The sequence below is a fragment of the Streptomyces sp. NPDC001728 genome, from assembly GCF_040297565.1.
Classification (GTDB): domain Bacteria; phylum Actinomycetota; class Actinomycetes; order Streptomycetales; family Streptomycetaceae; genus Streptomyces.
The window spans coordinates 43,660-65,701 of record NZ_JBEOZK010000031.1 but is presented as its reverse complement, the minus strand read 5'-3'; the positions used below and the strand labels follow the sequence as shown (position 1 = coordinate 65,701).

General features: G+C 73.8%; 18 protein-coding genes and 2 pseudogenes. 16 read left to right on the top strand and 4 right to left on the bottom strand.

All coding sequences use genetic code 11. The annotated features are described in order from the left end of the window. Positions 1 to 18: 18 nt before the first annotated feature. Entirely contained in the window at positions 19 to 711 is a 693-nt protein-coding gene (locus ABT154_RS32045) for a hypothetical protein (RefSeq protein WP_351861607.1), read from the bottom strand. Positions 712 to 848: 137 nt separating this feature from the next. On the opposite strand from ABT154_RS32045, the gene ABT154_RS32040 reads away from it, so the two are divergent. Beyond that, complete coding sequence (locus ABT154_RS32040) at positions 849 to 1,913, top strand: AI-2E family transporter (protein WP_351861605.1); 1,065 nt, start codon at positions 849 to 851, stop codon at positions 1,911 to 1,913. A 147-nt stretch (positions 1,914 to 2,060) separates the two neighbouring features. Next, complete coding sequence (locus ABT154_RS32035) at positions 2,061 to 3,707, top strand: glycosyl hydrolase family 8 (protein WP_351861604.1); 1,647 nt, start codon at positions 2,061 to 2,063, stop codon at positions 3,705 to 3,707. Positions 3,708 to 3,750: 43 nt separating this feature from the next. Here ABT154_RS32035 and ABT154_RS32030 read toward each other — a convergent pair whose 3' ends face one another. Next, positions 3,751 to 5,418 (bottom strand): FAD-dependent monooxygenase, encoded by a 1,668-nt coding sequence (locus tag ABT154_RS32030; RefSeq protein ID WP_502969636.1) that lies wholly within the window; start codon positions 5,416 to 5,418, stop codon positions 3,751 to 3,753. Positions 5,419 to 5,581: 163 nt separating this feature from the next. Here ABT154_RS32030 and ABT154_RS32025 point away from each other — a divergent pair, with 163 nt between their 5' ends. From ABT154_RS32025 to ABT154_RS32015, 3 genes and pseudogenes are all read left to right on the top strand, one after another. Then, entirely contained in the window at positions 5,582 to 6,268 is a 687-nt protein-coding gene (locus tag ABT154_RS32025) for a 4'-phosphopantetheinyl transferase family protein (RefSeq protein ID WP_351861603.1), read from the top strand. Positions 6,269 to 6,337: 69 nt separating this feature from the next. Beyond that, positions 6,338 to 6,696, top strand: a pseudogene (locus tag ABT154_RS32020) (response regulator); the annotation flags it as partial. After that, a pseudogene (locus tag ABT154_RS32015) lies at positions 6,695 to 7,294 on the top strand (histidine kinase dimerization/phospho-acceptor domain-containing protein); the annotation flags it as partial. The pseudogenes ABT154_RS32020 and ABT154_RS32015, both read left to right, overlap by 2 nt. A 211-nt stretch (positions 7,295 to 7,505) precedes the next feature. Here the strand turns inward: ABT154_RS32015 and ABT154_RS32010 are convergent. Together ABT154_RS32010 and ABT154_RS32005 are read right to left on the bottom strand one after the other, a co-directional pair. Next, entirely contained in the window at positions 7,506 to 8,903 is a 1,398-nt protein-coding gene (locus ABT154_RS32010) for a carboxyl transferase domain-containing protein (RefSeq protein WP_351861602.1), read from the bottom strand. 49 nt (positions 8,904 to 8,952) lie between these two features. Then, entirely contained in the window at positions 8,953 to 9,411 is a 459-nt protein-coding gene (locus ABT154_RS32005) for a Crp/Fnr family transcriptional regulator (RefSeq protein ID WP_351861601.1), read from the bottom strand. Positions 9,412 to 9,657: 246 nt separating this feature from the next. Between ABT154_RS32005 and ABT154_RS32000 the strand changes: the two genes are divergently transcribed. From ABT154_RS32000 to ABT154_RS31950, 11 genes are all read left to right on the top strand, one after another. After that, on the top strand, positions 9,658 to 10,353 hold the full coding sequence (locus ABT154_RS32000) for an alpha/beta hydrolase (RefSeq protein WP_351861600.1): 696 nt from the start codon (positions 9,658 to 9,660) through the stop codon (positions 10,351 to 10,353). Between the two features lie 100 nt (positions 10,354 to 10,453). Further along, positions 10,454 to 12,061: a molybdopterin-dependent oxidoreductase gene (locus tag ABT154_RS31995; RefSeq protein WP_351861598.1), complete on the top strand. Its 1,608-nt coding sequence runs from the start codon at positions 10,454 to 10,456 to the stop codon at positions 12,059 to 12,061. Between the two features lie 51 nt (positions 12,062 to 12,112). Beyond that, positions 12,113 to 14,203, top strand: coding sequence for an ATP-binding protein (locus tag ABT154_RS31990; protein WP_351861596.1), 2,091 nt, complete (start codon positions 12,113 to 12,115; stop codon positions 14,201 to 14,203). Positions 14,204 to 14,245: 42 nt separating this feature from the next. Next, positions 14,246 to 15,382: a sulfite oxidase gene (locus ABT154_RS31985; RefSeq protein ID WP_351861594.1), complete on the top strand. Its 1,137-nt coding sequence runs from the start codon at positions 14,246 to 14,248 to the stop codon at positions 15,380 to 15,382. Positions 15,383 to 15,581: 199 nt separating this feature from the next. Then, the gene (gene nadE, locus ABT154_RS31980) at positions 15,582 to 16,412 is read left to right on the top strand and encodes an NAD(+) synthase (RefSeq protein ID WP_351861592.1); all 831 of its coding nucleotides are present in this window, start codon (positions 15,582 to 15,584) and stop codon (positions 16,410 to 16,412) included. Between the two features lie 82 nt (positions 16,413 to 16,494). Continuing rightward, the gene (locus ABT154_RS31975; RefSeq protein WP_351861591.1) at positions 16,495 to 16,884 is read left to right on the top strand and encodes a VOC family protein; all 390 of its coding nucleotides are present in this window, start codon (positions 16,495 to 16,497) and stop codon (positions 16,882 to 16,884) included. Between the two features lie 58 nt (positions 16,885 to 16,942). Next, a complete protein-coding gene (locus ABT154_RS31970; RefSeq protein ID WP_351861589.1) occupies positions 16,943 to 17,623 on the top strand; it encodes an ABC transporter permease in 681 nt (226 codons plus the stop codon). After that, a complete protein-coding gene (locus ABT154_RS31965; protein ID WP_351861587.1) occupies positions 17,620 to 18,294 on the top strand; it encodes an ABC transporter permease in 675 nt (224 codons plus the stop codon). The genes ABT154_RS31970 and ABT154_RS31965 overlap by 4 nt, the downstream gene beginning before the upstream one ends. Next, positions 18,291 to 19,325 (top strand): ABC transporter substrate-binding protein, encoded by a 1,035-nt coding sequence (locus ABT154_RS31960; protein WP_502969635.1) that lies wholly within the window; start codon positions 18,291 to 18,293, stop codon positions 19,323 to 19,325. The genes ABT154_RS31965 and ABT154_RS31960 overlap by 4 nt, the downstream gene beginning before the upstream one ends. Positions 19,326 to 19,461: 136 nt before the next feature. Further along, positions 19,462 to 20,589 carry a glycoside hydrolase family 5 protein gene (locus ABT154_RS31955; RefSeq protein WP_351861585.1) on the top strand — a complete coding sequence of 376 codons (1,128 nt, stop codon included), beginning with the start codon at positions 19,462 to 19,464 and terminating at the stop codon, positions 20,587 to 20,589. Positions 20,590 to 20,716: 127 nt separating this feature from the next. Further along, positions 20,717 to 22,024, top strand: a complete 1,308-nt coding sequence (locus tag ABT154_RS31950; RefSeq protein WP_351861583.1) for an alpha/beta fold hydrolase — start codon at positions 20,717 to 20,719, stop codon at positions 22,022 to 22,024. Positions 22,025 to 22,042: the final 18 nt, after the last annotated feature.

Genomic DNA, 22,042 nt, shown 5'->3' with positions numbered 1-22,042 from the left:
GGCCGGCGGCCGTCGGGGCTACGGAATGCGGGCGCTCACCGTCCGCACCACCTCGGTGAGGACCTTCGCGCTCCAGTTCTTGTCCGACTCGGCGTACTCCCCGACACCGTCCGCCGTGGACATGCCGTCCACCTCGAACTGGTACGGGCCCCGGTGGCAGGTCGGCCCGTCGGAGACGTCCGGCTGGAAGCACCCGGCCGCGCCGAGCGAGGTGCCGAGATCGCGGAACTCCCTGTTCCGGCGGGTCGCCTCCTCGCGGGCTTCGGCGAGGTCCTCGGCGTAGCTCTGCCGGACCAGGGCGGGGTCGGCGATGGCCGTGAAGGTGAGCCTGATGCTGCTGTTGCGCTCGCTCTTGTACGCGGACGGGAGCCCGAACTTGTACGTGCAGCCGCCCGCGGCCACGTCGCCGGTGGTGCCGGGGGCGGACGGTTCGAGCGGGTTGAAGTTCATGAGGGTGACCTTCACCGGCTCGCGGGCGAAGCCGGTCGCCTGCGGCAGGATCGCGCGGATCTCGTCCTCGCTCAGCACCTCGCAGGCGTTCGGCCACTGGGCGACGGGCAGCGAACCGCCCCGCGCGGGCTGGGCGACGAGCTTCGGGCCGGAGGGTCCGGCCGAGCCGAACTCCAGCGCGGGTGGTGCGTTGCTGCACCCCGCCAGTGCGAGCGGAGCGAGGACGGCAAGGACGGCGGACCAACGGATCAGCCTGGACACGTCACATTCCCCCGGGAGTGAAGACGCTGGACGGGGGGCCATTCTGCGCACGGCCGCACCGCCGATCGGCGGAGTTCACATGATCTCCCCTGTGATCCCTGCGACAGCCCGGCACCGGGGGTGGTAGGCCCTTGGCCATGCAGCCAGGCACACCGACGGTGACCCCCTTCCTCCGCACGGCCGCCGCCTACGCGTGGCGCCTTCTCGTCGTCGGCGCGCTCGTCTACGGCCTGTTCGCGGTGCTCGGGCGCTTCCACGAGATCGGCGTGGCCGTATTCCTGGGACTCGTCATCACCGCGCTGCTCCGCCCCGTCGCCGATGTGGTCGCCCGGGTGGTGCCCCGGGCGGCGGCGGTCGCCCTCACCCTGCTGGGGAGCATCGTGCTCGTCTTCGGTGTGCTCACCCTCGTCGGCGAGGCGGTCGCCGGAGAGAGCACGACCCTGGTGCGCGAGTTCCGGACCGGGGTCGGGCGGATCGAGGACTGGCTCGAGCGCCCGCCGTTCCACCTCAGCCACGGGACGCTCTCCGACCTCCAGTCCAAGATCGGTGACTTCCTCTCCAGCCACCGGTCGGCCCTGGTCAGTACGGCGCTGAGCGGGGCCGGTCAGGTGGTGGCGGTGCTGACGATGCTGGCCCTGGCTCTGTTCAGCTCGGTGTTCTTCATCCACTCGGGGGACCGCCAGTGGGCCTGGTTCCAGGACCAGTTGCCCGGTTCCGTCCGCGAGCGGGTGACGATCGCCGGACGCGCGGCCTGGCGCACCTTCACCGGCTACACCCATGGAATCGTGCTGGTGGCCGCCGTGAACGCGGTGCTCGTCGGGGTGGCGCTGTGGATCCTGGGCGTCCCGCTCGCCGTGCCGCTGGCGCTGCTGGAGTTCCTGGCCGCGTTCGTGCCGCTGATCGGCTCGCCGATCGCCCTCGCGGTCGCCGCTGTCGTGGCGCTCGCCGCCAAGGGGCCGCTGATCGCGGGGATCGTGATCGCCCTGATCGTGGTGATCGGCCAGATCGAGGGGCATCTGCTGCACCCGATCGTCATGAGCTGGGCCGTACGGCTCCACCCGCTGGTGGTCGCCATCTCGGTCATCGCGGGTTCGATCGCCGCGGGCGTCGTGGGCGCGGTGGTGGCGGTACCGCTGGTCTCGGTCGTCTGGTCGGTCCACACGGCGCTGAGGGAGGTCCGGAGGGCGGCGGTGTTGAAGTGACGGAACGTCAATTCCATGGTGCGCACCGGATGTCCACGTTCCCGTTGCCGTCCGGGGTCTTGCGCCGGGCTTCCGGCCTCTCTACTCTCCCGGCCAATGGTTAGGAATATTTCCTAACCATTGGCCATGGAGGGAAAGGGAGTTGTCATGCGTCGACGAAGCGTCTCGCTTCTCGGGCTCGCGGGTCTGCTGGCGTTGCCCCTGACGGTCATGCCACAGGCGCAGGCCGCCGACGGCCTGGTCTCCACCGGAAAGGCGGTGACCGCCTCGTCCGTCGAGACCTCGGCCTTCGGGGCCGGACTCGCGGTGGACGGCAACGCGGGGACCCGATGGGCGAGCCTCGAAGGGGTCGATCCGCAGTGGATCCGCGTCGACCTCGGGGCGAACCACACGATCTCCCGGGTGAAACTCAACTGGGAGGACGCGTACGGCAAGACGTACCGCATCCAGACCTCGGCCGACGGGTCCACCTGGACCGACGTCTACTCCACCACCGCCGGTGACGGGGCGACCGACGACCTCACGGTCTCCGGCAGCGGCCGGTACGTCCGGATGTACGGCACCGGGCGGGGCACCGCGTACGGCTACTCCCTGTGGGAGTTCGAGGTGTACGGCGCGCCCAGCGGCGGCGGCAGTGGCGGCGGCACGGCCGTGCCCTTCGGCAGCCATCTCAAGCCCTACGCCGCCGGCATGCTGAAGCCCTCCGGCTCCCAGGCGACCGTCGACCAGAAGGTCGTCGACTACTACAACAGGTGGAAGTCCGCCTTCGTCCGCCAGAACTGCGGCAACGGCTGGTACCAGATCATCTCGCCCGACGCCGACCACCCCTACGTCGCCGAGGCGCAGGGCTACGGCATGGTCGTCACGGCCACCATGGCCGGCGCCGACCCCGACGCCAAGAAGATCTTCGACGGCCTCGTCAAATGGAAGATCGACCACCCGTCCTCGGTCAACCCGAACCTGCTCGCCGCCGAACAGGACACCGCCTGCAAGAGCGTCAACGGCGGCGACGGCGCCACCGACGGCGACATGGACGTCGCCTACGGCCTGCTCCTCGCCGACAAGCAGTGGGGCAGCACCGGCACGTACAACTACAAGGACCTCGCGCTCAAGCACATCGCCGCGATCAAGAAGGACGAGGTCAACCCGACCACCAAGCTGCTGAAGCTCGGCGACTGGAGCAGCTCCGGCGACCAGTACTACTGGATCACCCGCACCTCGGACTGGATGGTCGACCACTTCCGCGCCTTCCGGACCGCCTCCGGCGACACGGCCTGGGACGCCGTGCGCACCGCGCACCAGACCCAGATCTCCCGCCTCCAGTCGACCTACGCGTCCGGCACCGGGCTGCTGCCCGACTTCGTCGTCGACACCGACACCACCCCCAAGCCCGCACCCGGCCAGGTCCTTGAGGACCCGAACGACGGTGCGTACTGGTGGAACGCCTGCCGTACGCCGTGGCGCGTCGCGGACGACGCGGTGACCAGCGGGGACAGCACCTCGCTCGCCGCCGCGCGGAAGATGAACAGCTGGATCAAGACGAAGACCGGCGGCGACCCGAACAAGATCGCCATCGGCTACAAGCTCAACGGCACCCAGATCTCGGCGGGCAGCGAGTCCGCCTTCTTCGCCCCGTTCGCGGTGGCGGCGATGACCGACTCGGGCAGCCAGGCCTGGCTGGACGCCCTGTGGAACAAGATGCTGGCCACCCCGATCGACACCAGCAGCTACTACTCCGCGAGCATCCAGCTCCAGGTCATGCTCACGGTCTCGGGGAACCACTGGGTCCCGTAGGCGGCGACCACCGGGCCCCGTAGCCCCACAGGGCCGCCGGACATCACCACCGTACGGACAGGGCGGTGAGATATCCGGCCAGGGCGGTCCCGGTGCCGCCGAGCGGGAAGCGGGCACCCAGCTGCCCGTCGGGGCGGACGACGAAACCCGTGGCGCCGTCGGGGAGGTACAGCCGTGCGAACTCCCCGGTGGCGTCCCGGTACATCGGCACACCCAGCGATCCGGGCGGCGGCGGGGCGCCCACCGTCCCGCCGGGCAGGACCGCGACGGCGCACAGACCTCCCGGGGCCCGCGCCACCTCGGCCGCCGCGCCCGCGAGACCGGCGGCGTCCTCCCCGTACAGCAGGACCACATGCCCCGGCCGCCCCCGCAGCACATCGAGCAGGCGCAGCGGATACGCGGCGACCGGCGTCGTGAGCCCACCGCAGTCCGGCGCCCGGTCGCCGGGCTGCGGCGCGTCGACCGGGCCGTACGGGACACCGGAGAGCGGACCGCCGGGATACCCGACGAGCAGCTGGGCCTCGCGGAGCATCAGCGTCCGGGGGTCGTCCGGGTCGGCGTCGATGCCCCGGGTGGCGTGCCGGACGGTGCGCCCGACGACCTCCTCGCCCACCGGGCGGCGCTCGGCGTCGTAACTGCCGAGCAGGCCGGGACCCGCCTCGCCCCGCACCACGAGCGCCAGCTTCCAGCCCAGGTTCACGGCGTCCTGGACACCCGTGTTCATGCCCTGGGCGCCGGTCGGCGGATGGATGTGGGCGGCGTCGCCCGCGACGAAGACCCGCCCCACGCCGTACCGGTCGACGATGCGGTGACTGACCCGGAACACCGAGGACCAGCGCAGGCCGGAGAGCCTCGCGGGCCGTGGTGACAGCCGGTCGACGACCGCCTGGAGCCCTTCGAGGTCCGGGCCGTCGCCCCCGTCGAGACCGTGCGCGACACCGTCCGGCGCCGACGCGGCGGGCGCGGACGGGACGCGCATCGACATCCGGTAGCGGCCCGCCCCCGGCAGCGGTACGCAGACCAGCACGTCGCCGGTGGAGCCGTCGGCCTCCCGGTGCACCGACCGCAGTACATAGCCGTCGGGCAGGTCCCAGTCGGCCACGACGTCGCCGAGCATGTACGACTCCGGGAACGCGCCGCCCTCGTACGACAGGCCCAGGGTCTTGCGGACCAGGCTGTGTGCCCCGTCGCAACCGACCAGATAGCGGACCCGCACCTCCTCGGCGGCCCCCGACGCGGCCCGCAGCCGGGCGGTGACACCGTCCCGGTCCTGGGTGAACGACACGAGCCCGGTGCCGCGTTCGACGACCGTCCCGAGCCCGGCGAGGTACTCCTCGAGGAGGCGCTCGGTCTCGTACTGCGGCAGTGCGGCGAACCCGTAGGGCACCTCGGGCGGCAGCTCCATCTCCAGCCGGGAAGTCTCCCGGCCGTCGACGTAGGTCAGTTGGCCGCGCAACGGGACGGCGGCCTCCAGTACGGCGCGGACCAGCCCCATCCGGTCCCACAGCTCCAGGGTGCGCGGCTGGATCCCGACCGCCTTCGCGTACGGCCGACGAGCCGGCGACAGGTCGACGATCCGGCAGTGCACGCCGTGCCGGCGCAGTTCTCCGGCCGCGCTCAGGCCGACCGGCCCCGCGCCCACGATCAGTACGTCGGTGGTGGTGCCGCTGTGCGCCACGGGTGCCTCCCAGTACTGCCCGGCCGTGGTCACCCGGCACCGCCCGTTCTGCGAGCCGTGTCCGGGGCCGCCCCCGGATCGATAGGGTCACGGACATGATCGAGTCGACCGCCCCGGCCGTCCGCCGGGCCGCCCCCGTCCGCCGCCCGGCCGCCCCCGGGCCGGGAGCCGCCCCCGGCCGGTCGGTGGCGGACCGGTGATCGCGCGGCTGGTGCCGGGAGTCGTGGCCACCGCCTGGCGGCACGACGACACCGAACCGGTGTCCCTCTTCCCCGAGGAGACCGCCGTCGTCGCCCGCGCGGTGACCAAGCGGCGGCGGGAGTTCGCGACCGTACGGCTCTGCGCCCGGCGCGCCCTGCGCGACCTCGGCCTCCCCCCGACCCCCCTGACGCCGGGACCGCGCGGAGAGCCGCGCTGGCCGCGCGGCGTGGCCGGGAGCATGACCCACTGCGCGGGCTACCGCGCCGCCGCCCTGGCCCGCACGGTGGACGTCGTCTCGATCGGAATCGACGCGGAGCCGGCCGAAGCCCTGCCCGAGGGGGTGTTCGAGGGGGTGACGCTCCCCGAGGAGCGGCGGCACCTCGCGACGCTCGCCGACCGGACGCCGGAACTGCCCTGGGGGCGCCTCCTGTTCAGCGCCAAGGAGAGCGTCTTCAAGACCTGGTACCCGCTCACGGGGCGCGGCCTGGAATTCGAGGAAGCGACGCTGGAGTTCACGCGGGACAGCGCCACCGACCCCCACACGGGCACGTTCCGCGCGGGGCTCTCCGTCCCCGGCCCCGTGGTGGACGGCACCCGGCGGGACCACTTCACCGGACGGTGGCTCGTACGCGAGGGACTGGTGCTCACCGCGATCGTGTTGACCCGGGATGGACCCCGCTGAGCACCCGCCCGGTCTCGTCCACCTGTTGTCCGACCTCGCCCGCCCGTGAGAACTCGAACGAGGGTCTGGTACGACCTGGTGCTGCTCGATCTCGGCCTGCCCGACACCGACGGGCTCGACGTCTGCCGGGCGTTGCGGCGGCGCGGAGACGTGCCGATCATCGTGTTCGGTGCCCGCAGCGACGAGACCGACCGGGTCGTCGGTCTGGAGATCGGGGCCGACGACTACGTCTCCAAGCCCTTCGGCGTGCGTGAGGTGATCGCCCGGATCCGGCCGTGATGCGCAGGGTCCGGCCGGCCGACCGTCCCTCGGGCCCACAGCGCTACGGCGCCCGGCTGAGCGTCGTCCGCAAGGCCGCGCGGGTCCGGCTCGACGGCGCCGAGGTGCCGCTGACGCCCGAGGAGTACGACCTGCTGTCCTTCCTGACAGGCACTGGCCCGGATGGCGTGGGCGTACGCCGACGAGACGCCCGGCACGGTCGAGGTGGTCGCGGCCGACGGCAGGAGCGCCATGCCGCGGCTTCCCCTTCCGGCGGCCCCCGGCGACGCGGCCTTCGGCGATGCGCTCGGCCGGGGCAGGACCACCGTCGACTGGGGGTCGCGGCGCGTCCGGGGCTTCCGCGCGGTCGTCGCCGTCGCCGCCGGGCTCGGTGCGATCACGGCCCGGCTCCTGACCAAACCACTGCGCCGGCTCAACGACATGGCAAGCCGCTTCGGCGACGGCGACCTCACCGCCCGCTCACCCGTCACCGGCCCCCAGAAGACGCGGACCCTGGCGAGGACAGGGCGCCGAGCGGCTCGACAGCTCGTGGCCTCGCAGCGCGTCTTCGTCGCGGACGCCTCCCACCAACTGCGCACCCCGCTGACCGCGTTGCGCCTGTCCCTCGACAACATCGCGGACGGCGTCGACGACGACGCCGTCCGCGAGGACGTCGACCAGGCCACCGCCGAGGTCGTCCGGATGAGCCACCTCGTCAGCGAACTCCTGGTGCTCGGCCGTGCCGAGGGGGGACCGGGCGCGGCCAAGGGGACGGGACACGCGGTTCATCGGGGGCTGCTGCAGGGGTCGGCGTGCACCCGGACGCCGCTGCGTCCGGGTGCGCCCACTCTCGCGGGGGCCCGTACAACGCCCGTGCGAGCCGCGTACAACCCCGTACAGGGCAGGCAAGCGCACGGACAGGACTCGGGAACGCGGACGGGCCCACCGATGGGGGGTGCCCGGATTCACCGACTCCGCATCACGGAGCGGACCGATCCCCCCGCCCGACCTCCACGACACCCCGCACCACGCCCAGGTCGAGGAGGTCCCCGGGGCCCAGCCGGAGCCGGTCCGCCACCTCGGCCGACTCCTCCGGCGGACGCTTCAGGATGGACGCCGCGAGTTCCGGGGCGATCACCGAGAAGTAGCTGTCGGGGGTCGCCCACAGATTCCCCGGGGCGGTGAGCGCGAGCGCCCCGCCCGAACCGCCCTCGCCGATGAGGAGCGAGGTCAGGGAAGTGCGGGCGGAGACGACGGCGGCGAACAGATCCGCGATCGCCGGACCCACCCCCGCGTGCTCCGCGGCCTCGTCGTTGGCCGCGCCCGGGGTGTCGATCAGCGTGAGGACCGGGATGCCCAGCCGCCCGGCGAGGCGCACGAGCCGTGCGGCCGTACGGAAACCGGCCGGGCGGTTCGCGGTCCCGCACTGCGCCGCGTAGGCGACGGTACGGCCGTCGGGGAGCCGTCCGAATCCGCACCGCACGCCCGGGTCGACGCCGCCGCAGCGGTCGCCCGAAATCTCCGCCCGGACGGTGAAGTGCGCGTCGAGGTAGGCGTCCGCACGGGGCCGGGCAGGATGCCGCGCCCGCGCCACCGCCTCCCGGCCACCGGTGGCGCGCGGGACGGCCGCCCCGGGTGCGCCGTCACGGGCGGCCCCCGGCGTCGCGAGCGCGTCCGGCGGCCGGACAGGGCCGTCCCCCACGGGGCCGGTCAGCAGCGAGAGCCAGCGGCCGAGCACGGCGCGCAGCTCGGCGGGGGCCACGACCGCGTCGACGTGGCCGTGGGTGAACTGGGCCTCGGCGGTGTACGCGGCGGGGTCCGCGTCCGGCGGCCTCACCCGGGAGCCGGCGAATCCGACCTGGGCGCCCGGCAGGGCGAGGACCACATCGGATCCGGCGCCGAGCGTGGCCCAGCCGCCGCCCGTCGTCGGGTCCCGCAGCACCGCGATCTGCGGCAGCCCGGCCGCCCGGGTCAGCTCCGACTCACCGGCCAGGTACTGGAGCTGGAGCAGCGCCCGCATGCCCTCGTGCATCCGGCTGCCCCCGGTGGCCGGCAGGACGACCACGGGCAGCCGGCGCTCCCGGGCCACCGCGTGCGCGAAGGCGATCCGCGCCCCCGCCCGCTCCCCGAGCGAACCACCGAGGAACCCGAACTCGAAGGAGACCAGGACCACCGGCACCCCGCCCACCACGCCCGTGCCGCAGACCACCGACTCGGTCTCGCCGGAACGCGCGGCGGCCCGGGCGTGCGCCTCGGCGTACCCGGGCCAACCGATCGGTCCGTCACCGGCCAGGGGCCCCTCGGTGAAGGACAGTTCGGTGAAGTCGTCGGCGACCAGGGCGACCGCCCCGCGCGCCGTCGTCGTCGGTTCCCCCATGCGGACCTCGCAGCTCGTCGCCGGACCCTCGCGCCCCGCCACCCGGCCCTCAGCCCAGGACGCCGCTCCCGTGCGGCGCGTACAGGTCCAGGAGCCTGACCCGGGTCACATGAAGGCGGTGGGCCAGGATAGACCCCACCCAGAACATGACCGAGGCCCCGAACTCGGGGTCCGAGTGACACATGGAGCGGACCGCCGGGGCGTTGAACTCGTGTGCCCGTACCGGCGTCATCGCCTCCGCCCCCGACTGGCACAGATACGGCGGGAAGAGCCACGACACACCGACCAGCTCACCGTGGTGCAGGGTCTCGATCACCGGAGCACCACGGCCCGGCACCTTCGCGTCGAGCGTCACCGCGCCCGTCTTCAGGATCCAGAACCGGTCGGCATGCTGCTGTTCCTCGAACAGCCGGTGGCCGGATTCGAAGTACACGTCCTCGGCGAAGGCCATCAGACGCTCCCGGTGCTCCGGCGGCAACGTGCTGACCTTGGGCGCGGCATTGCTCATGGCGGACCCTCCTCGCACACTCGGCTCCCACCCCCCAGTGTCCGCCAGGCCGCCGCCGCGCGCGCCCGCGCGGCCCCGCCCGCCCTCGCGCGGCCTCCGGAGGGCCGCTCCGGGGCCGATCCCGGGGCCCGCGCGGGCCCGCAGGCCGGACGTGCGGGTCCGTCCCCGCTCCCGTAGCGTGACCGCGGGGGTACGGGGCGGGACCGGGGGCGGATCCCATTCGTCGCGCAGATCGGTTCGGAAACCATGGCAGACAAGCCCACGATCGTCCTCGTACACGGATTCTGGGGCGGCGCCGCCCACTGGTCCAAGGTCATCGTCGAGCTCCACCGGCGCGGCTTCGACAGGCTCCACGCCGTCGAGAACCCGCTCACCTCCCTCGCCGACGACGCCGAACGCACCCGGAAGATGGTCAACCAGGTGGCCGGCCCCGTGCTCCTCGTCGGCCACTCCTACGGAGGCGCCGTCATCACCGAGGCCGGCGACCTGCCGAACGTGACCGGCCTCGTCTACATCGCCGCCTTCGCCCCGGACGCCGGGGAGAGCCCGGGACAGCTCAGCCAGGAGATGCCGCCGGCGGCCTTCGACAACATCGTGCCCGACTCCGACGGCTACCTCTGGATCCGGCAGGACGCCTTCCACGACAGCTTCGACCAGGATCTGAGCCAGGAGGAGGCCCTGGTCATGGCCGTCACGCAGAAGGCGCCCCTCGGCTCCACCTTCGGCGACACCGTCACCGCCCCGGCCTGGCGCGCGAAGCCGAGCTACTACCAGGTCTCCACCCAGGACCGCATGATCCACCCCGACAACGAGCGCCGCATGGCCGCGCGCATGAACCCCCGCAAGACCGTCGAGCTCGACGCGAGCCACGCCTCGCTGGCCTCCCGGCCCCTCGAGGTCTGCGACCTGATCGAACTGGCCGCACGCGAGACGGCGCTCTGAGGGCGCACGAGCGGGGCACCCCGCCCCGCGCCGGACGCCCGCTCTCCCTCTTCCCGGTGAAACCGGCCATCCGGGATCCCGTCCCTGCCGATTGAGGAGCATGACCTTCTCGCAGCCCCCGCGTGAGCCCACCCGCACCGACCGGCTCCTGGCCGCCCTCGGCGGCCTCGTCGCCGCCTACGTCTCCCTCGCCGTCGCGGACCTCGCCTCCTTCTGGGTACGGCCCGAGGCCGGCCCCGTCCCCGCCGTGGGCGGCGCTGTCGTCGACCGGACCCCGGCGGCCGTCAAGGAGTGGGCGATCCGCACCTTCGGCGAGAACGACAAGACCGTCCTCCAGCTCGGCATCCTGATCATCCTCGGCGTGCTCGCCGCCGCCGTCGGACTCCTCGCGCTCCGGCACCGGCTCCTCGGCTCGGCGGCGGTCGGCGCCTTCGGCGTCCTCGGCGCGCTCGCCGCCGTCACCCGCCCCGACTCGGAATCGGCCACGGACGCCGTGCCCTCGCTCGTCGGAGCCGCCGCCGGCGCACTCCTCCTGTACATCCTGATCAGCCGCCTGCTCGCCGGTCGCCCGGGGCGTGGGAGCGCGCGGAGCGCGGAGGACTCCGTCGCCCGCGCCGACCGCCGGGGGTTCCTCGTCGTCGCAGCCTCCGCCGGACTCGTCGCGACCGGCGCCGCCGCCGTCGCCCGATCGGTCGGCAGCCCCGTCGAGGAGAACGCCGCCGCCTCACGCGATGCCCTGCGCCTGCCCCGGCCCGCGTCCCCCGCACCGCCCGTACCCGCGGGCGCCGTGCTCCGCGTCCCCGGCATCAGCCCCTTCCTCACCCCCAACCACGACTTCTACCGGGTCGACACCGCCCTCGTCGTCCCCCGGGTCGACGCCGACCGCTGGCGCCTGCGCGTGCACGGCAGCGGGGTGAGCCGGGAACTCACCGTCACCCTGCGGGAACTGACGGCCCGGCCGGCCGTGGAGCGGGACATCACCCTCGCCTGCGTCTCCAACGAGGTCGGCGGACCCCTGGTGGGCAACGCCCGCTGGCTCGGCGTCCCCCTCGCCGGCCTGCTCCGCGAGGCCGGTGTCCGGCCGCCCTCCGAAGGCGGCCCCGCCGACCAGCTGATCGCCCGCTCCGTCGACGGCATGACCATCGGCACCCCCGTCGAGGCGGTCATGGACGGCCGGGACGCCCTGCTCGCCTTCGGCATGAACGGCGAACCCCTGCCCTTCACCCACGGGTTCCCCGTCCGCATGGTCGTCCCCGGCCTCTACGGCTACGTCTCCGCCTGCAAGTGGATCGAGTCGATCGAGCTCACCACCTTCGACGCCTACGACGCCTACTGGGTCCCGCGCGGCTGGTCCGCCCAGGCCCCCGTCAAGACGCAGTCCCGCATCGACACTCCGCGCGCCTTCGCCCGCGCCGCCGCGGGCACCGTCATGGTCGCCGGGGTCGCCTGGGCCCAGCACCGGGGCATCAGCAAGGTCGAGGTACGCGTCGACGACGGCCCCTGGCAGGTCGCCCGGCTCGCCGCCGAGGACAGCAGCGACACCTGGCGGCAGTGGGTGCACCCGTGGGCGGCCACCCACGGCCGGCACACCCTCACCGTCCGCGCCACCGACGGCACCGGCACCACCCAGCCGGAGGAACGCACCGACACCATGCCGAACGGCGCCCAGGGATGGCATTCTGTGGAGGTGACGGTCGACGCCGGTTAACGAACCGGTCCCGTACGCCCGTTCGTCGCCCGAATGAGGGAGACTGCACCCGTGCGTGGACATCTGCCGGACGAGAACCCCGGATTCGTGGGACGCCGGACGGAACTGGAGGCCGTCTCGGCCGCGTTGGCGGAGCACCGGCTCGTCACCGTGACCGGAGTCGGGGGAGTGGGCAAGACCCGGCTGGCCCTGCGCGCCGCGCGCCGCGCCGCCGACGGGTACCCCGACGGCGTCTGGTGGACCGACCTCGGCCCGCTCGACGGCGACCGGCTCCTCGTCGCCCTCGTCGCCGACTCCGTCGACCTCTCCGACCACACCCCCGGCATGGCCACCACCGGGCTCTGCCGCCGGCTCGCCGACGACCGCCTCCTGCTCGTCCTCGACTCCTGCGAGCACCTCGCCGAACCCTGCGCCCGGCTCGTCTCCGAACTCCTCGCCGCCGCCCCCGGACTCACCGTCCTCGCCACCGGCCGCCGGCCCCTCGGCGTGCCGGGCGAGCGGGTCGTCGTCCTCGACCCGCTCCCCGCCGCCGGAGGCGACGCCCTGGAACTGCTCCGCCGGGCCGCGGGCGAGGACTTCCCCGCCGCCGGGCCCGCGGGCGAGATCTGCGTACGCCTGGAAGGCATTCCGCTCGCCCTGGAACTGGCCGCCGCTCAGATCCGCCTCCAGGGCGTCGAAGCCGTCCGCGACCAGCTCGGCACCCGCTTCGACGCCCCGCCCACCGCCCGTTTCGACCTGCTCGCCCACACCGAGCGGGTCTGGCCCAGCCGCCACCAGACGCTGCGCGCCGCCATCGGCTGGAGCCACGAGCTCAGCGCCCCCCTCGAACGCCTCCTCTGGGCCCGGCTCTCCGTCTTCCGGGGACCCTTCGACCTCGCCACCGCGACCGCCGTGTGCATCGGCGGCCCCCTCGACCGGGCGACGCTGCCGGACGCGCTCGACGGACTCGTCCGCGCCTCCGTGGTCCGTCCGCCCGACGCCGCCGGACGGCACCGGATGCTCGACACGATCCGCGCGTACGGGGCGACCTGGCTGGACCGCACCGGCGGCACCGCGGCCGTCGCCGACCGGCACGCCGCCCACTTCCGGGGCCTGGCCCGCGGGGCCGACACCGAGTGGCACGGCGCCCGCCAACTCCGCTGGTACCGGACCGTCGACGCCCACCACACCGACCTGCGCACCGCCCTCGACCGGCTGCTGCGCACCGACCCCGACGCGGCCCTCGACCTCGTCGGCTCCGTCGCCTTCGCCTGGTCCAGCCGGGGCCGCCTCCGCGAGGCCCGCGACGGCCTCGAACAGGCCCTCCTCCTCAGCGGCGCGCGCGGCCCCACCCGGGCCCGCGCCCTGTGGGCGCTCGGCGTCACCCTCGTACTCCAGGGCGAGTCCGGCCCCGCCCAGGAGGTCAGCGAGCGGTGCGCCCGCGAGGCCAGGTACGCCGAGTGCGCCGAACGCGCCCAGGACGCCGAGCGGGCTCACCGCCCCGACGACCGGCCCGGTGAGCTGACGCTCGACGCCGCCGCCCTCGCCGGGCTCCTCGCGCTGACCACCGGCCGCCCGACGGCCGCGTACGTCGTCGTCGGCCATGTCCTCGACGCCGCCCGGGGCGGCCCCGCCGACTCCGCCGCCCGGCTCCGCTGCCGTCTCGTCCACGTCTTCGCGCTCGTCGGTCTCGGCCGGTTCACCGAGGCCCACGAGGAGGCGCTCGCCCTGCGCGCCCAGTGCGTGGAACTCGACGAGCACTGGACCCGGACCGCCCTGGAGTACCACCTCGCCCTCACCGGCCTCCTGGAGGGCGACCCGGCATCGGCCGCGGGCCACGCGCGCGCGATGCTCGAAGGCACCCGCCGACTCGGCGCCAGCCTCGGCGTGGCCCTCGGGCTCGACGTCCTCGCCACGGCCCTCGCGGCGGCCGGCGACGGCGAGCGCGCCGCCGACGTCTCCGGCACCGGGGAGGCCTACTGGCGCTCCACCGGCCAGCCCCGGCGCGGTCTGCCCGGGCTGCGGGCCCTGCACGAGAAGTACACGGACACGGCCCGCGCGACGATCGGCGAGCCCGCCTACGAGGAGATCTTCCTCCGGGCTCTCACCGGCCTCCCGCAGGACGGCCTCGACCGGGCCCTGCGCGACGTACGCCGGACCTGAACCCGAGGTGCCGCGGCCGGGGGCACGGCGCACCATGAGGGCATGGACGGATCACCGCGTGGTCTGGGCGACATCAGCGCACCGGCGCGCCTGGCGGGGCCCGAGGAGGGTTTCGGCGCCCAGGAGCTGGGCCTCGCGGCCCGCAACCACGGGCTCCCGCTGGAGGCCATGCGGTACGACGTCACCCCGCCGGGACTCCACTACGTCCTCGTCCACTACGACATCCCCGCCACGGACCCGGAAGACTGGCGGCTCACCGTCGGCGGCCTGGTGCTGCGCCCGCTCACCCTGGACATGGACGCCCTGCGCGCCCGGCCCGCCGTCACCCGCCGGGTGACCCTGGAGTGCGCCGGGAACGGCCGGGCGCGCCTCGCGCCGCGTCCGGTCAGCCAGCCCTGGCTGGTGGAGGCCGTCGGCACCGCAGACTGGACCGGAGTCCCCCTCGCCGCCCTGCTGGCGGACGCCGGGCCCGCCGAGGACGCCGTCGAGGCGGTCTTCACGGGCGCGGACCACGGGGTGGAGCGCGGCGTCGAGCAGGACTACCGGCGGAGCCTCCCGCTGGCGACGGCGGCCGACCCGGCCCGGGACGTCCTGGTGGCGTACGAGATGAACGGGACGCCGCTGCCCCCGCAGCACGGCAGCCCGCTCCGGCTCGTCGTCCCCGGCTGGTACGGCATGGCCCATGTGAAGTGGCTCCGTGACATCACGCTCACCGCCACCCCGTTCACCGGCTTCCAGCAGAGCGTGGCCTACCGGGTCCGGCAGGCGACCGCCGAACCGGGGGAGCCCGTCACCCTGATCGAGCCCCGGGCCCTGATGGTGCCGCCCGGGTTCCCGGACTTCATGTCCAGGACCCGAGTCGTCCGCCCCGGTCCCGTCACCCTCACCGGGCGGGCCTGGTCGGGATACGGGCCGGTGGCCGGCGTCGAGGTCAGCGAGGACGGCGGGGCCGCCTGGACGGAGGCCGAGATCGTCCGGGACCCGGCGCACCCCTGGGCGTGGTCGGCCTGGCGCACCGGCTGGACGGCGACACCGGGGCTGCGGCACCTGACGGTGCGGGCCACCGACGTGGCGGGCCGCACGCAGCCGCTGGTGGCCCCGTGGAACCGGGGCGGCTTCGCGAACAACCTCGTCCAGCGGGTCGAGGTCCTCTGCCTCCCGGAGCCGACGGCCGGCTGAGGGAAGCGGTCGCGCCCCACCTTCCGACGCGGCGCCGACCAGCGGGGCAGCGCCCCCGACGAGATCCGGAGGACGGCCGCGCGGCCCGGAGCCGTACCGCACGGGCCAGGGCGACGGCCCGTCGCCCCGGTTGCGTAGAGTCGACTTCGGCAGCCCCACCCACCCCGGCGGCCCCACCGACCCTGACGAGGAGACCCCCGTGACCGACCCGGCGTCCACCGCCCTCCAGCAGCAGATCGCCCGGGACCTCCAGGTGTCCGAGTCCTTCGACCCCGGCGCGGAGATCGAGCGCCGGGTGGCCTTCCTCACCGAGCGGCTGACCTCCACCGGTCTGCGCTCCCTCGTCCTCGGCATCAGCGGCGGTGTCGACTCCACCACCGCCGGGCGGCTCTGCCAGCTCGCCGTCGAGCGGGCCCGTGCCGCCGGCCACGACGCCACGTTCTACGCGATGCGCCTGCCGTACGGCGTCCAGGCCGACGAGAAGGACGCGCGGAGCGCCCTCGACTTCATAGGCGCGGACGACGTCCTCACGGTGGACGTGAAGGCGGCGAGCGACGCGGCCCTGGATGCCTGCGTGGCCGGCGGCGTGACCTTCCGGGACGCCCACCACCAGGACTTCGTGCAGGGCAACATCAAGGCCCGCCAGCGGATGATCGCCCAGTACGCGGTCGCCGGAGCCCGGGACGGGCTCGTCGTCGGCACCGACCACGCCGCCGAGGCCGTCTCCGGCTTCTTCACCAAGTTCGGCGACGGCGCCGCCGACGTCGTCCCGCTCACCGGCCTCACCAAGCGGCGGGTCCGCGCGGTCGCCGCGGAGCTGGGCGCCCCGGCCGGGCTGGTGTGGAAGACGCCCACGGCCGACCTGGAGACCCTGGATCCGGGCAAGCCCGACGAGGACGCGCTCGGTGTCACCTACGACGACATCGACGACTTCCTGGAGGGGAAGCCGGTCGCGGAGGCCGCCTTCGCCACGATCGTCCGCCGCTACGGCCTCACCGAGCACAAGCGACAGCTGCCGATCGCCCCCTGACCGCTCCGTGGGCGGCGCGCCGCCGCCCATCGGTGGATCCTGGAAGGGGACCTCGCCGGAGGGCCCCAGAAGGGAGTGAGCCATGTTCGGCGAGACCTCTGCGTTCAGCGGCTTCTCGGTCGACGACCTCGACGCCGCCCGGCGCTTCTACGGGGAGACCCTCGGTCTGAAGGTGGAGGAGCAGGGCGACGGGGAGACGCGGATGCTCTTCCTGACCCTGGCCGGCGGCGCCCGGGTCCTCCTCTACCCCAAGGCCGACCACGCCCCCGCGAGCTTCACCGTCCTCAACTTCGTGGTCGACGACATCGACCGGGCCGTGGACGAGCTGACCGGGCGCGGAGTGACCCTGGAGCGCTACCCCGGCTTCGAGGCCGACGGCAAGGGCGTCGTGCGGGCCGGGGGCGGACCGGCCATCGCCTGGTTCAAGGACCCGGCGGGCAACGTGCTGTCGGTCCTCCAGGACCGCGGCTGACGGACCCGAACGGCCCGGCCCGGGTGCGCGGACGCCCCGTACCGCCTCGAATGGGAGGGTGACCGCGCCGCCCGACGACTGCCTCGCCCGCAACGAGTGGATCTGCGGCGACTACCTCTCCACCCGCCGCGAGATCCTCGCGGACGCCGTCGTCCAGCACCTCCAGCTGACCGTCGTGTCCGTCGCCCTGGGCCTGCTGCTCGCCCTGCCCCTCGCGGTCGCGGCCCGCCGCTGGCGCTGGGCGGCCGGCCCCGTCCTCGGGATCACCACCCTGCTGTACACGATCCCGGCGCTCGCGATGTTCTCGCTGCTCCTGCCCGTGTACGGCCTCTCGGCCGCGCTCGTCGTGGCCGGACTCGTCCTGTACTCGCTCACGCTGCTCGTGCGGAACATCCTCGCCGGGCTCCGCGCCGTCCCCGAGGAGACCCGGCAGGCCGCGCGCGGCCTCGGGTACGGGCCCGTGCGCCTGCTGCTCACCGTCGAACTGCCGCTCGCCCTGCCCGCCGCCATGGCCGGGCTCCGGATCGCCACCGTCTCCGCCGTCTCGCTCGTCACCATCGGCGCGATCGTCGGCCACGGCGGCCTCGGCAACCTGATCTACTCCGGGATGAACACCTACTTCAAGGCCCAGGTCCTCACCGCCTCGGCCCTCTGCGTCCTCATCGCCGTCGCCGCCGACCTGCTCCTCCTCGGCGCGCAGCGGCTGCTGACCCCCTGGACCCGTGGGCGGGGCGCGTGACCACCCTCGCCGACACCTGGTCCTGGCTCACCACCTCCGCCAACTGGTCCGGCGAGAACGGCGTCTGGCACCGGCTCGGCGAGCACCTGTTCCTCACCGTCGTCTGCCTCGCCCTCAGCTGCGCGATCGCCCTGCCCGCGGCGCTCGTCCTCGGCCACCTCGGCAAGGGCGGCGCGCTCGCCGTGAACCTCTCCAACATGGGCCGGGCCGTGCCCACCTTCGCCGTCCTCGTCCTGCTGCTGCTCAGCCCGATCGGCTCGTACGGCTCCTGGCCGACGGTCATCGCCCTCGTCCTGTTCGCCGTGCCCCCGCTGCTCACCAACGCCTACGTGGGGATGCGGGGCGTCGACGCCGATGTCGTACGGGCCGCCCGGGGCATGGGCATGACGGGCGGCCAGACCCTCGCCCGGGTCGAACTCCCGCTCGCGCTGCCGCTGGTCCTCACCGGCGTACGGATCGCCGCCGTCCAGCTGGTCGCCACCGCGACCGTCGCGGCCCTGGCGGGCGGTGGCGGGCTCGGCCGGATCATCACCGCCGGGTTCAACCTCGCCTCGACCCCGCAGGTCGTCGCGGGCGCGTGTCTCGTCGCGGCCCTCGCCCTGCTCGTGGAGGGCGTCTTCGAGGGCGTCCGGCGCCTGACCCCCGCGGGGGTACGGGGGAGCGGCGCGTGAGCACCCCGGCCCGTGCCTCGGCCCCCTCCCGACCCCCCGCCACCGCCGGGACCCGCCTCCCCGCGGCCCCGGCCGCCCTCGTTCTCCTCCTGGCGGTCTGCGCAGGCTGCGGCGCCGGCCCGGCCCTGGAGGACCAGGGCGAGGTCACCGCCCCGCCCGGCGACAGCCGCCGGCTGACCGTGGGCTCGGCCGGGTTCACCGAGAGCGACCTGCTGGCGCAGATGTACGTCCTGCTGCTCCAGGACGCCGGTTACGGGACGAAGATCCTCTCGGTCACCAACCGCGAGTTGTACGAACCGGCCCTCGAACGGGGCCAGATCGACGTCGTGCCGGAGTACGCGGCGACCTTCGCCGACTGGCTGAACGCCAAGGCCCACGGGCCGGACGCGCCGACCGTCGGCTCACCCGACCGGGCCGCCACCATGACGGCGCTCCGGGCGCTCGCCGCCCCGCGCGGGCTGACCGTCCTCGACCCGGGCGAGGCCGTCGACCAGAACGCCTTCGCGGTGACCGCCGTCTTCGCCGCCGAGCACGGGCTGAAGACCCTGAGCGACCTCGGCGCCACCGGTCTCCCCGTACGGCTCGCGGCGGGCGACGAGTGCGTCCGGCGGCCGTACTGCGCCCCCGGTCTGAAGGAGGTCTACGGGATCGACGTGACCGCGGTGGACCCGAAGGGTGTCGGCACCACCCCGGCCAAGCAGGCCGTCCAGAACGGCCAGGACCAGTTGGTGCTGACCACGACCACCGACGCGACGCTCGACGAGTTCGGGCTCGTCCTGCTCGCGGACGACAGGAACCTGCAGAACGCCGACCACATCGTCCCCGTGGTCAACCGGGCCCGCGCCGGAGGCGGGGGCGTCACCGGGGCGCTCGGCCGTCTCAACCCGGTCCTGACCACGGAGGATCTCGCGCACCTCAACGAACAGGTGGACAGCTGGCGACGTCTGCCGCAGGACGTGGCGCGCGACTACCTCGTGGGCAAAGGCCTCCTGAGGGACCGTCCCGACCGACCTGCAAGGTCAGCCCGCTGAACAGCGTCTCCTGCCCTGACTCTTGCGGGGCGCCCACGACCCTGCTATTCATCCGTTAGGAAAGTTTCCTTCCAGTCGAAGGTTCCTGAACCCGATCCTCCATCCCCACCCTCGTTCGTCGTACCGGGAGACCCCCATGACTTCGGCACGATCCGCACGACCCCTCCGTTCCCGGATCCGGCCCGGCACCCGCCGCCTCGGCGTCGCCGGAACCGCCCTCGGAGCCCTGCTCCTCGGCCTCGCCACCGCCCCGACCACCGCCGGCGCCGCCCCCGTCACCCCGCAGCCGGCGAGGTCCGCCGTCGCCAAGGCCCCCGCCGCGGCCACCCCCGCCTCGATCAACGGACAGCTCAAGGTCTGCGGCACCAAGCTCTGCAACCAGTACGGCAAGCCGATCCAGCTCCGCGGCATGTCCAGCCACGGCACCCAGTGGTACAGCCAGTGCCTGACCGGCGGCTCCCTCGACGCCCTCGCCAAGGACTGGAACGCCGACGTCCTGCGCGTCTCCACATACGTCCAGGAGGAGGGCTACGAGACCGACCCCCGCAAGTACACCGACCTCGTGCACTCCCTCATCGAGCAGGCCACCGCGCGCGGCATGTACGTGATCGTCGACTGGCACATGCTCGACCCGGGCGACCCGCACTACAACCTCGCCCGCGCCAAGACCTTCTTCACCGAGATCGCCCAGCGCCACGGAGCCAAGACCAACCTGCTCTACGAGATCGCCAACGAGCCCAACGGCGTCTCCTGGTCCCGGATCAAGAGCTACGCCGAGAAGCTCATCCCGGTCATCCGCGCCAAGGACGCCGACACCCCGATCCTCGTCGGCACGCGCGCGTGGTCCTCGTTCGGCGTCTCCGACGGCGCGAACGAGTCCGAGGTCGTGTCCAACCCCGTGAACGCCACCAACATCATGTACACCTACCACTTCTACGCGTACTCGCACCGGCAGGAGTACCTCGACACCCTCTCCCGCGCCGCCGCCAAGCTGCCCGTCTTCGTCACCGAGTTCGGCACCCAGAACTACGCCGGCGAGGGCAGCAACGACTTCGCGATGTCGCAGAAGTACCTCGACCTGATGGCCGCCAAGAAGATCAGCTGGGTCAACTGGAACTTCTCCGACGACGAGCGCACCGGTGCGGTCTTCAAGACCGGCACCTGTGACGACGGCGGCCCCTGGACCGGCACCGGCTCGCTGAAGCCCGCCGGTGTCTGGATCCGGGACCGCGTCAGGACCCCGGACGACTTCCCCACCTCCTGACGCCCCCACCGCGCGACCCGGCCGGCTGACACACCCGGCCGCCTCCTGAGGCGCCCCGCCTCCGGTACGCCCCCGCCGTGTGATCCACTGTCCTCGCGGGGGCGTACCGAACAGGAGCAGGAACACCGTGACCACCTTCCGGCAGCCGGGACTCGTCCTCACCGACCACCGCTTCCCCGTCCCCCTCGACCACTCCCGCCCCGACGGCGAGCGCATCGAGGTCTTCGGCCGTGAGGTCGTCGCGGCCGGTCGCGACGGAGCGGACCGGGACCGGCTCCCGTGGCTGCTCTACCTGGAGGGCGGCCCCGGCTTCGGCGCCCGCCGCTTCATCGGCCCGCAGGCCTGGCTCGGCCGCGCCGTCGAGGAGTTCCGCGTCCTCCTCCTCGACCAGCGCGGGACCGGCCGCTCCACCCCCGCCAACCGCCAGACCCTGCCCCTGCGCGGCACCCCGGCCGAGCAGGCCGACCACCTCGCCCACTTCCGCGCCGACTCGATCGTCAAGGACTGCGAACTCATCCGCCGACGCCTCACCGGCGGCGCCCCCTGGACCGTCCTCGGCCAGAGCTTCGGCGGCTTCTGCGCCACCCACTACCTCTCCACCGCCCCCGAGGGCCTGGAAAGGGTCCTCGTCACCGGCGGCCTGCCCTCCCTCGACGCCACCGCCGACGAGGTCTACCGCGCCGCCTACCCCCGTATCCGGCGCAAGAACGAAGCCCACTTCGTCCGCTACCCGCAGGACGCCGAACGGGCCCGCGCCATCGCCGCCCACCTCCTCGACCGCGAGGTGACCCTGCCCGGCGGCGGTCGGCTCACCGCCGAGGCCTTCCAGTCCCTCGGCATCCTCCTCGGCTCGGGCGACGGCACCCACCAGCTCCATCTGCTCCTCGAAGGCGCGTTCATCCCCACCACCGGCGGCCCCGACCTCTCCGACGCCTTCCTGGAGCAGGTCCAGGCCCATCTGTCGTTCGCCGGTCATCCGCTTTACGCCGTGCTCCACGAGGCCATCTACGCCCAGGGCCAGGGCCCCACCGACTGGGCCGCCGAGCGGGTCCGCGCCGAGCACCCCGAGTTCGACGCCCGCGCCGCGCTGGCCGACGGTCGGCCGTTCCTCTTCACCGGCGAGTCCGTCCACCCCTGGCACTTCACCACCGACCCCGCCCTGCGCCCCCTGCGCGACACCGCCGAACTCCTCGCCGCGCGCACCGACTGGGCGCCGCTCTACGACCCCGAGCGCCTCGCGGCCAACCGGGTCCCCGTCGCCGCCGCCGTCTACCACGACGACATGTACGTGGACACCGACCACTCCCTGGACACCGCGCGCGCGATCCGCGGCCTGCGGACCTGGGTGACGGACGAGTTCGAGCACGACGGGCTGCGGGCCGGCGGCCCCCGCGTACTCGACCGGCTGCTGGCCGTCTCCCGGGGCGAGCTCTGATCGCTCCGGCCACCCCCG

Bases quoted from the DNA above. Each gene is read 5' to 3' on its own strand.
- ABT154_RS32040 (WP_351861605.1), top strand. From the start codon at position 849: ATGCAGCCAGGCACACCGACGGTGACCCCCTTCCTCCGCACGGCCGCC.
- ABT154_RS32010 (WP_351861602.1), bottom strand. From the start codon at position 8,903: ATGGGGGAACCGACGACGACGGCGCGCGGGGCGGTCGCCCTGGTCGCC.
- ABT154_RS31995 (WP_351861598.1), top strand. From the start codon at position 10,454: ATGACCTTCTCGCAGCCCCCGCGTGAGCCCACCCGCACCGACCGGCTC.
- ABT154_RS32035 (WP_351861604.1), top strand. From the start codon at position 2,061: ATGCGTCGACGAAGCGTCTCGCTTCTCGGGCTCGCGGGTCTGCTGGCG.
- ABT154_RS32005 (WP_351861601.1), bottom strand. From the start codon at position 9,411: ATGAGCAATGCCGCGCCCAAGGTCAGCACGTTGCCGCCGGAGCACCGG.
- ABT154_RS31955 (WP_351861585.1), top strand. From the start codon at position 19,462: ATGACTTCGGCACGATCCGCACGACCCCTCCGTTCCCGGATCCGGCCC.
- ABT154_RS31975 (WP_351861591.1), top strand. From the start codon at position 16,495: ATGTTCGGCGAGACCTCTGCGTTCAGCGGCTTCTCGGTCGACGACCTC.
- ABT154_RS31985 (WP_351861594.1), top strand. From the start codon at position 14,246: ATGGACGGATCACCGCGTGGTCTGGGCGACATCAGCGCACCGGCGCGC.
- ABT154_RS32000 (WP_351861600.1), top strand. From the start codon at position 9,658: ATGGCAGACAAGCCCACGATCGTCCTCGTACACGGATTCTGGGGCGGC.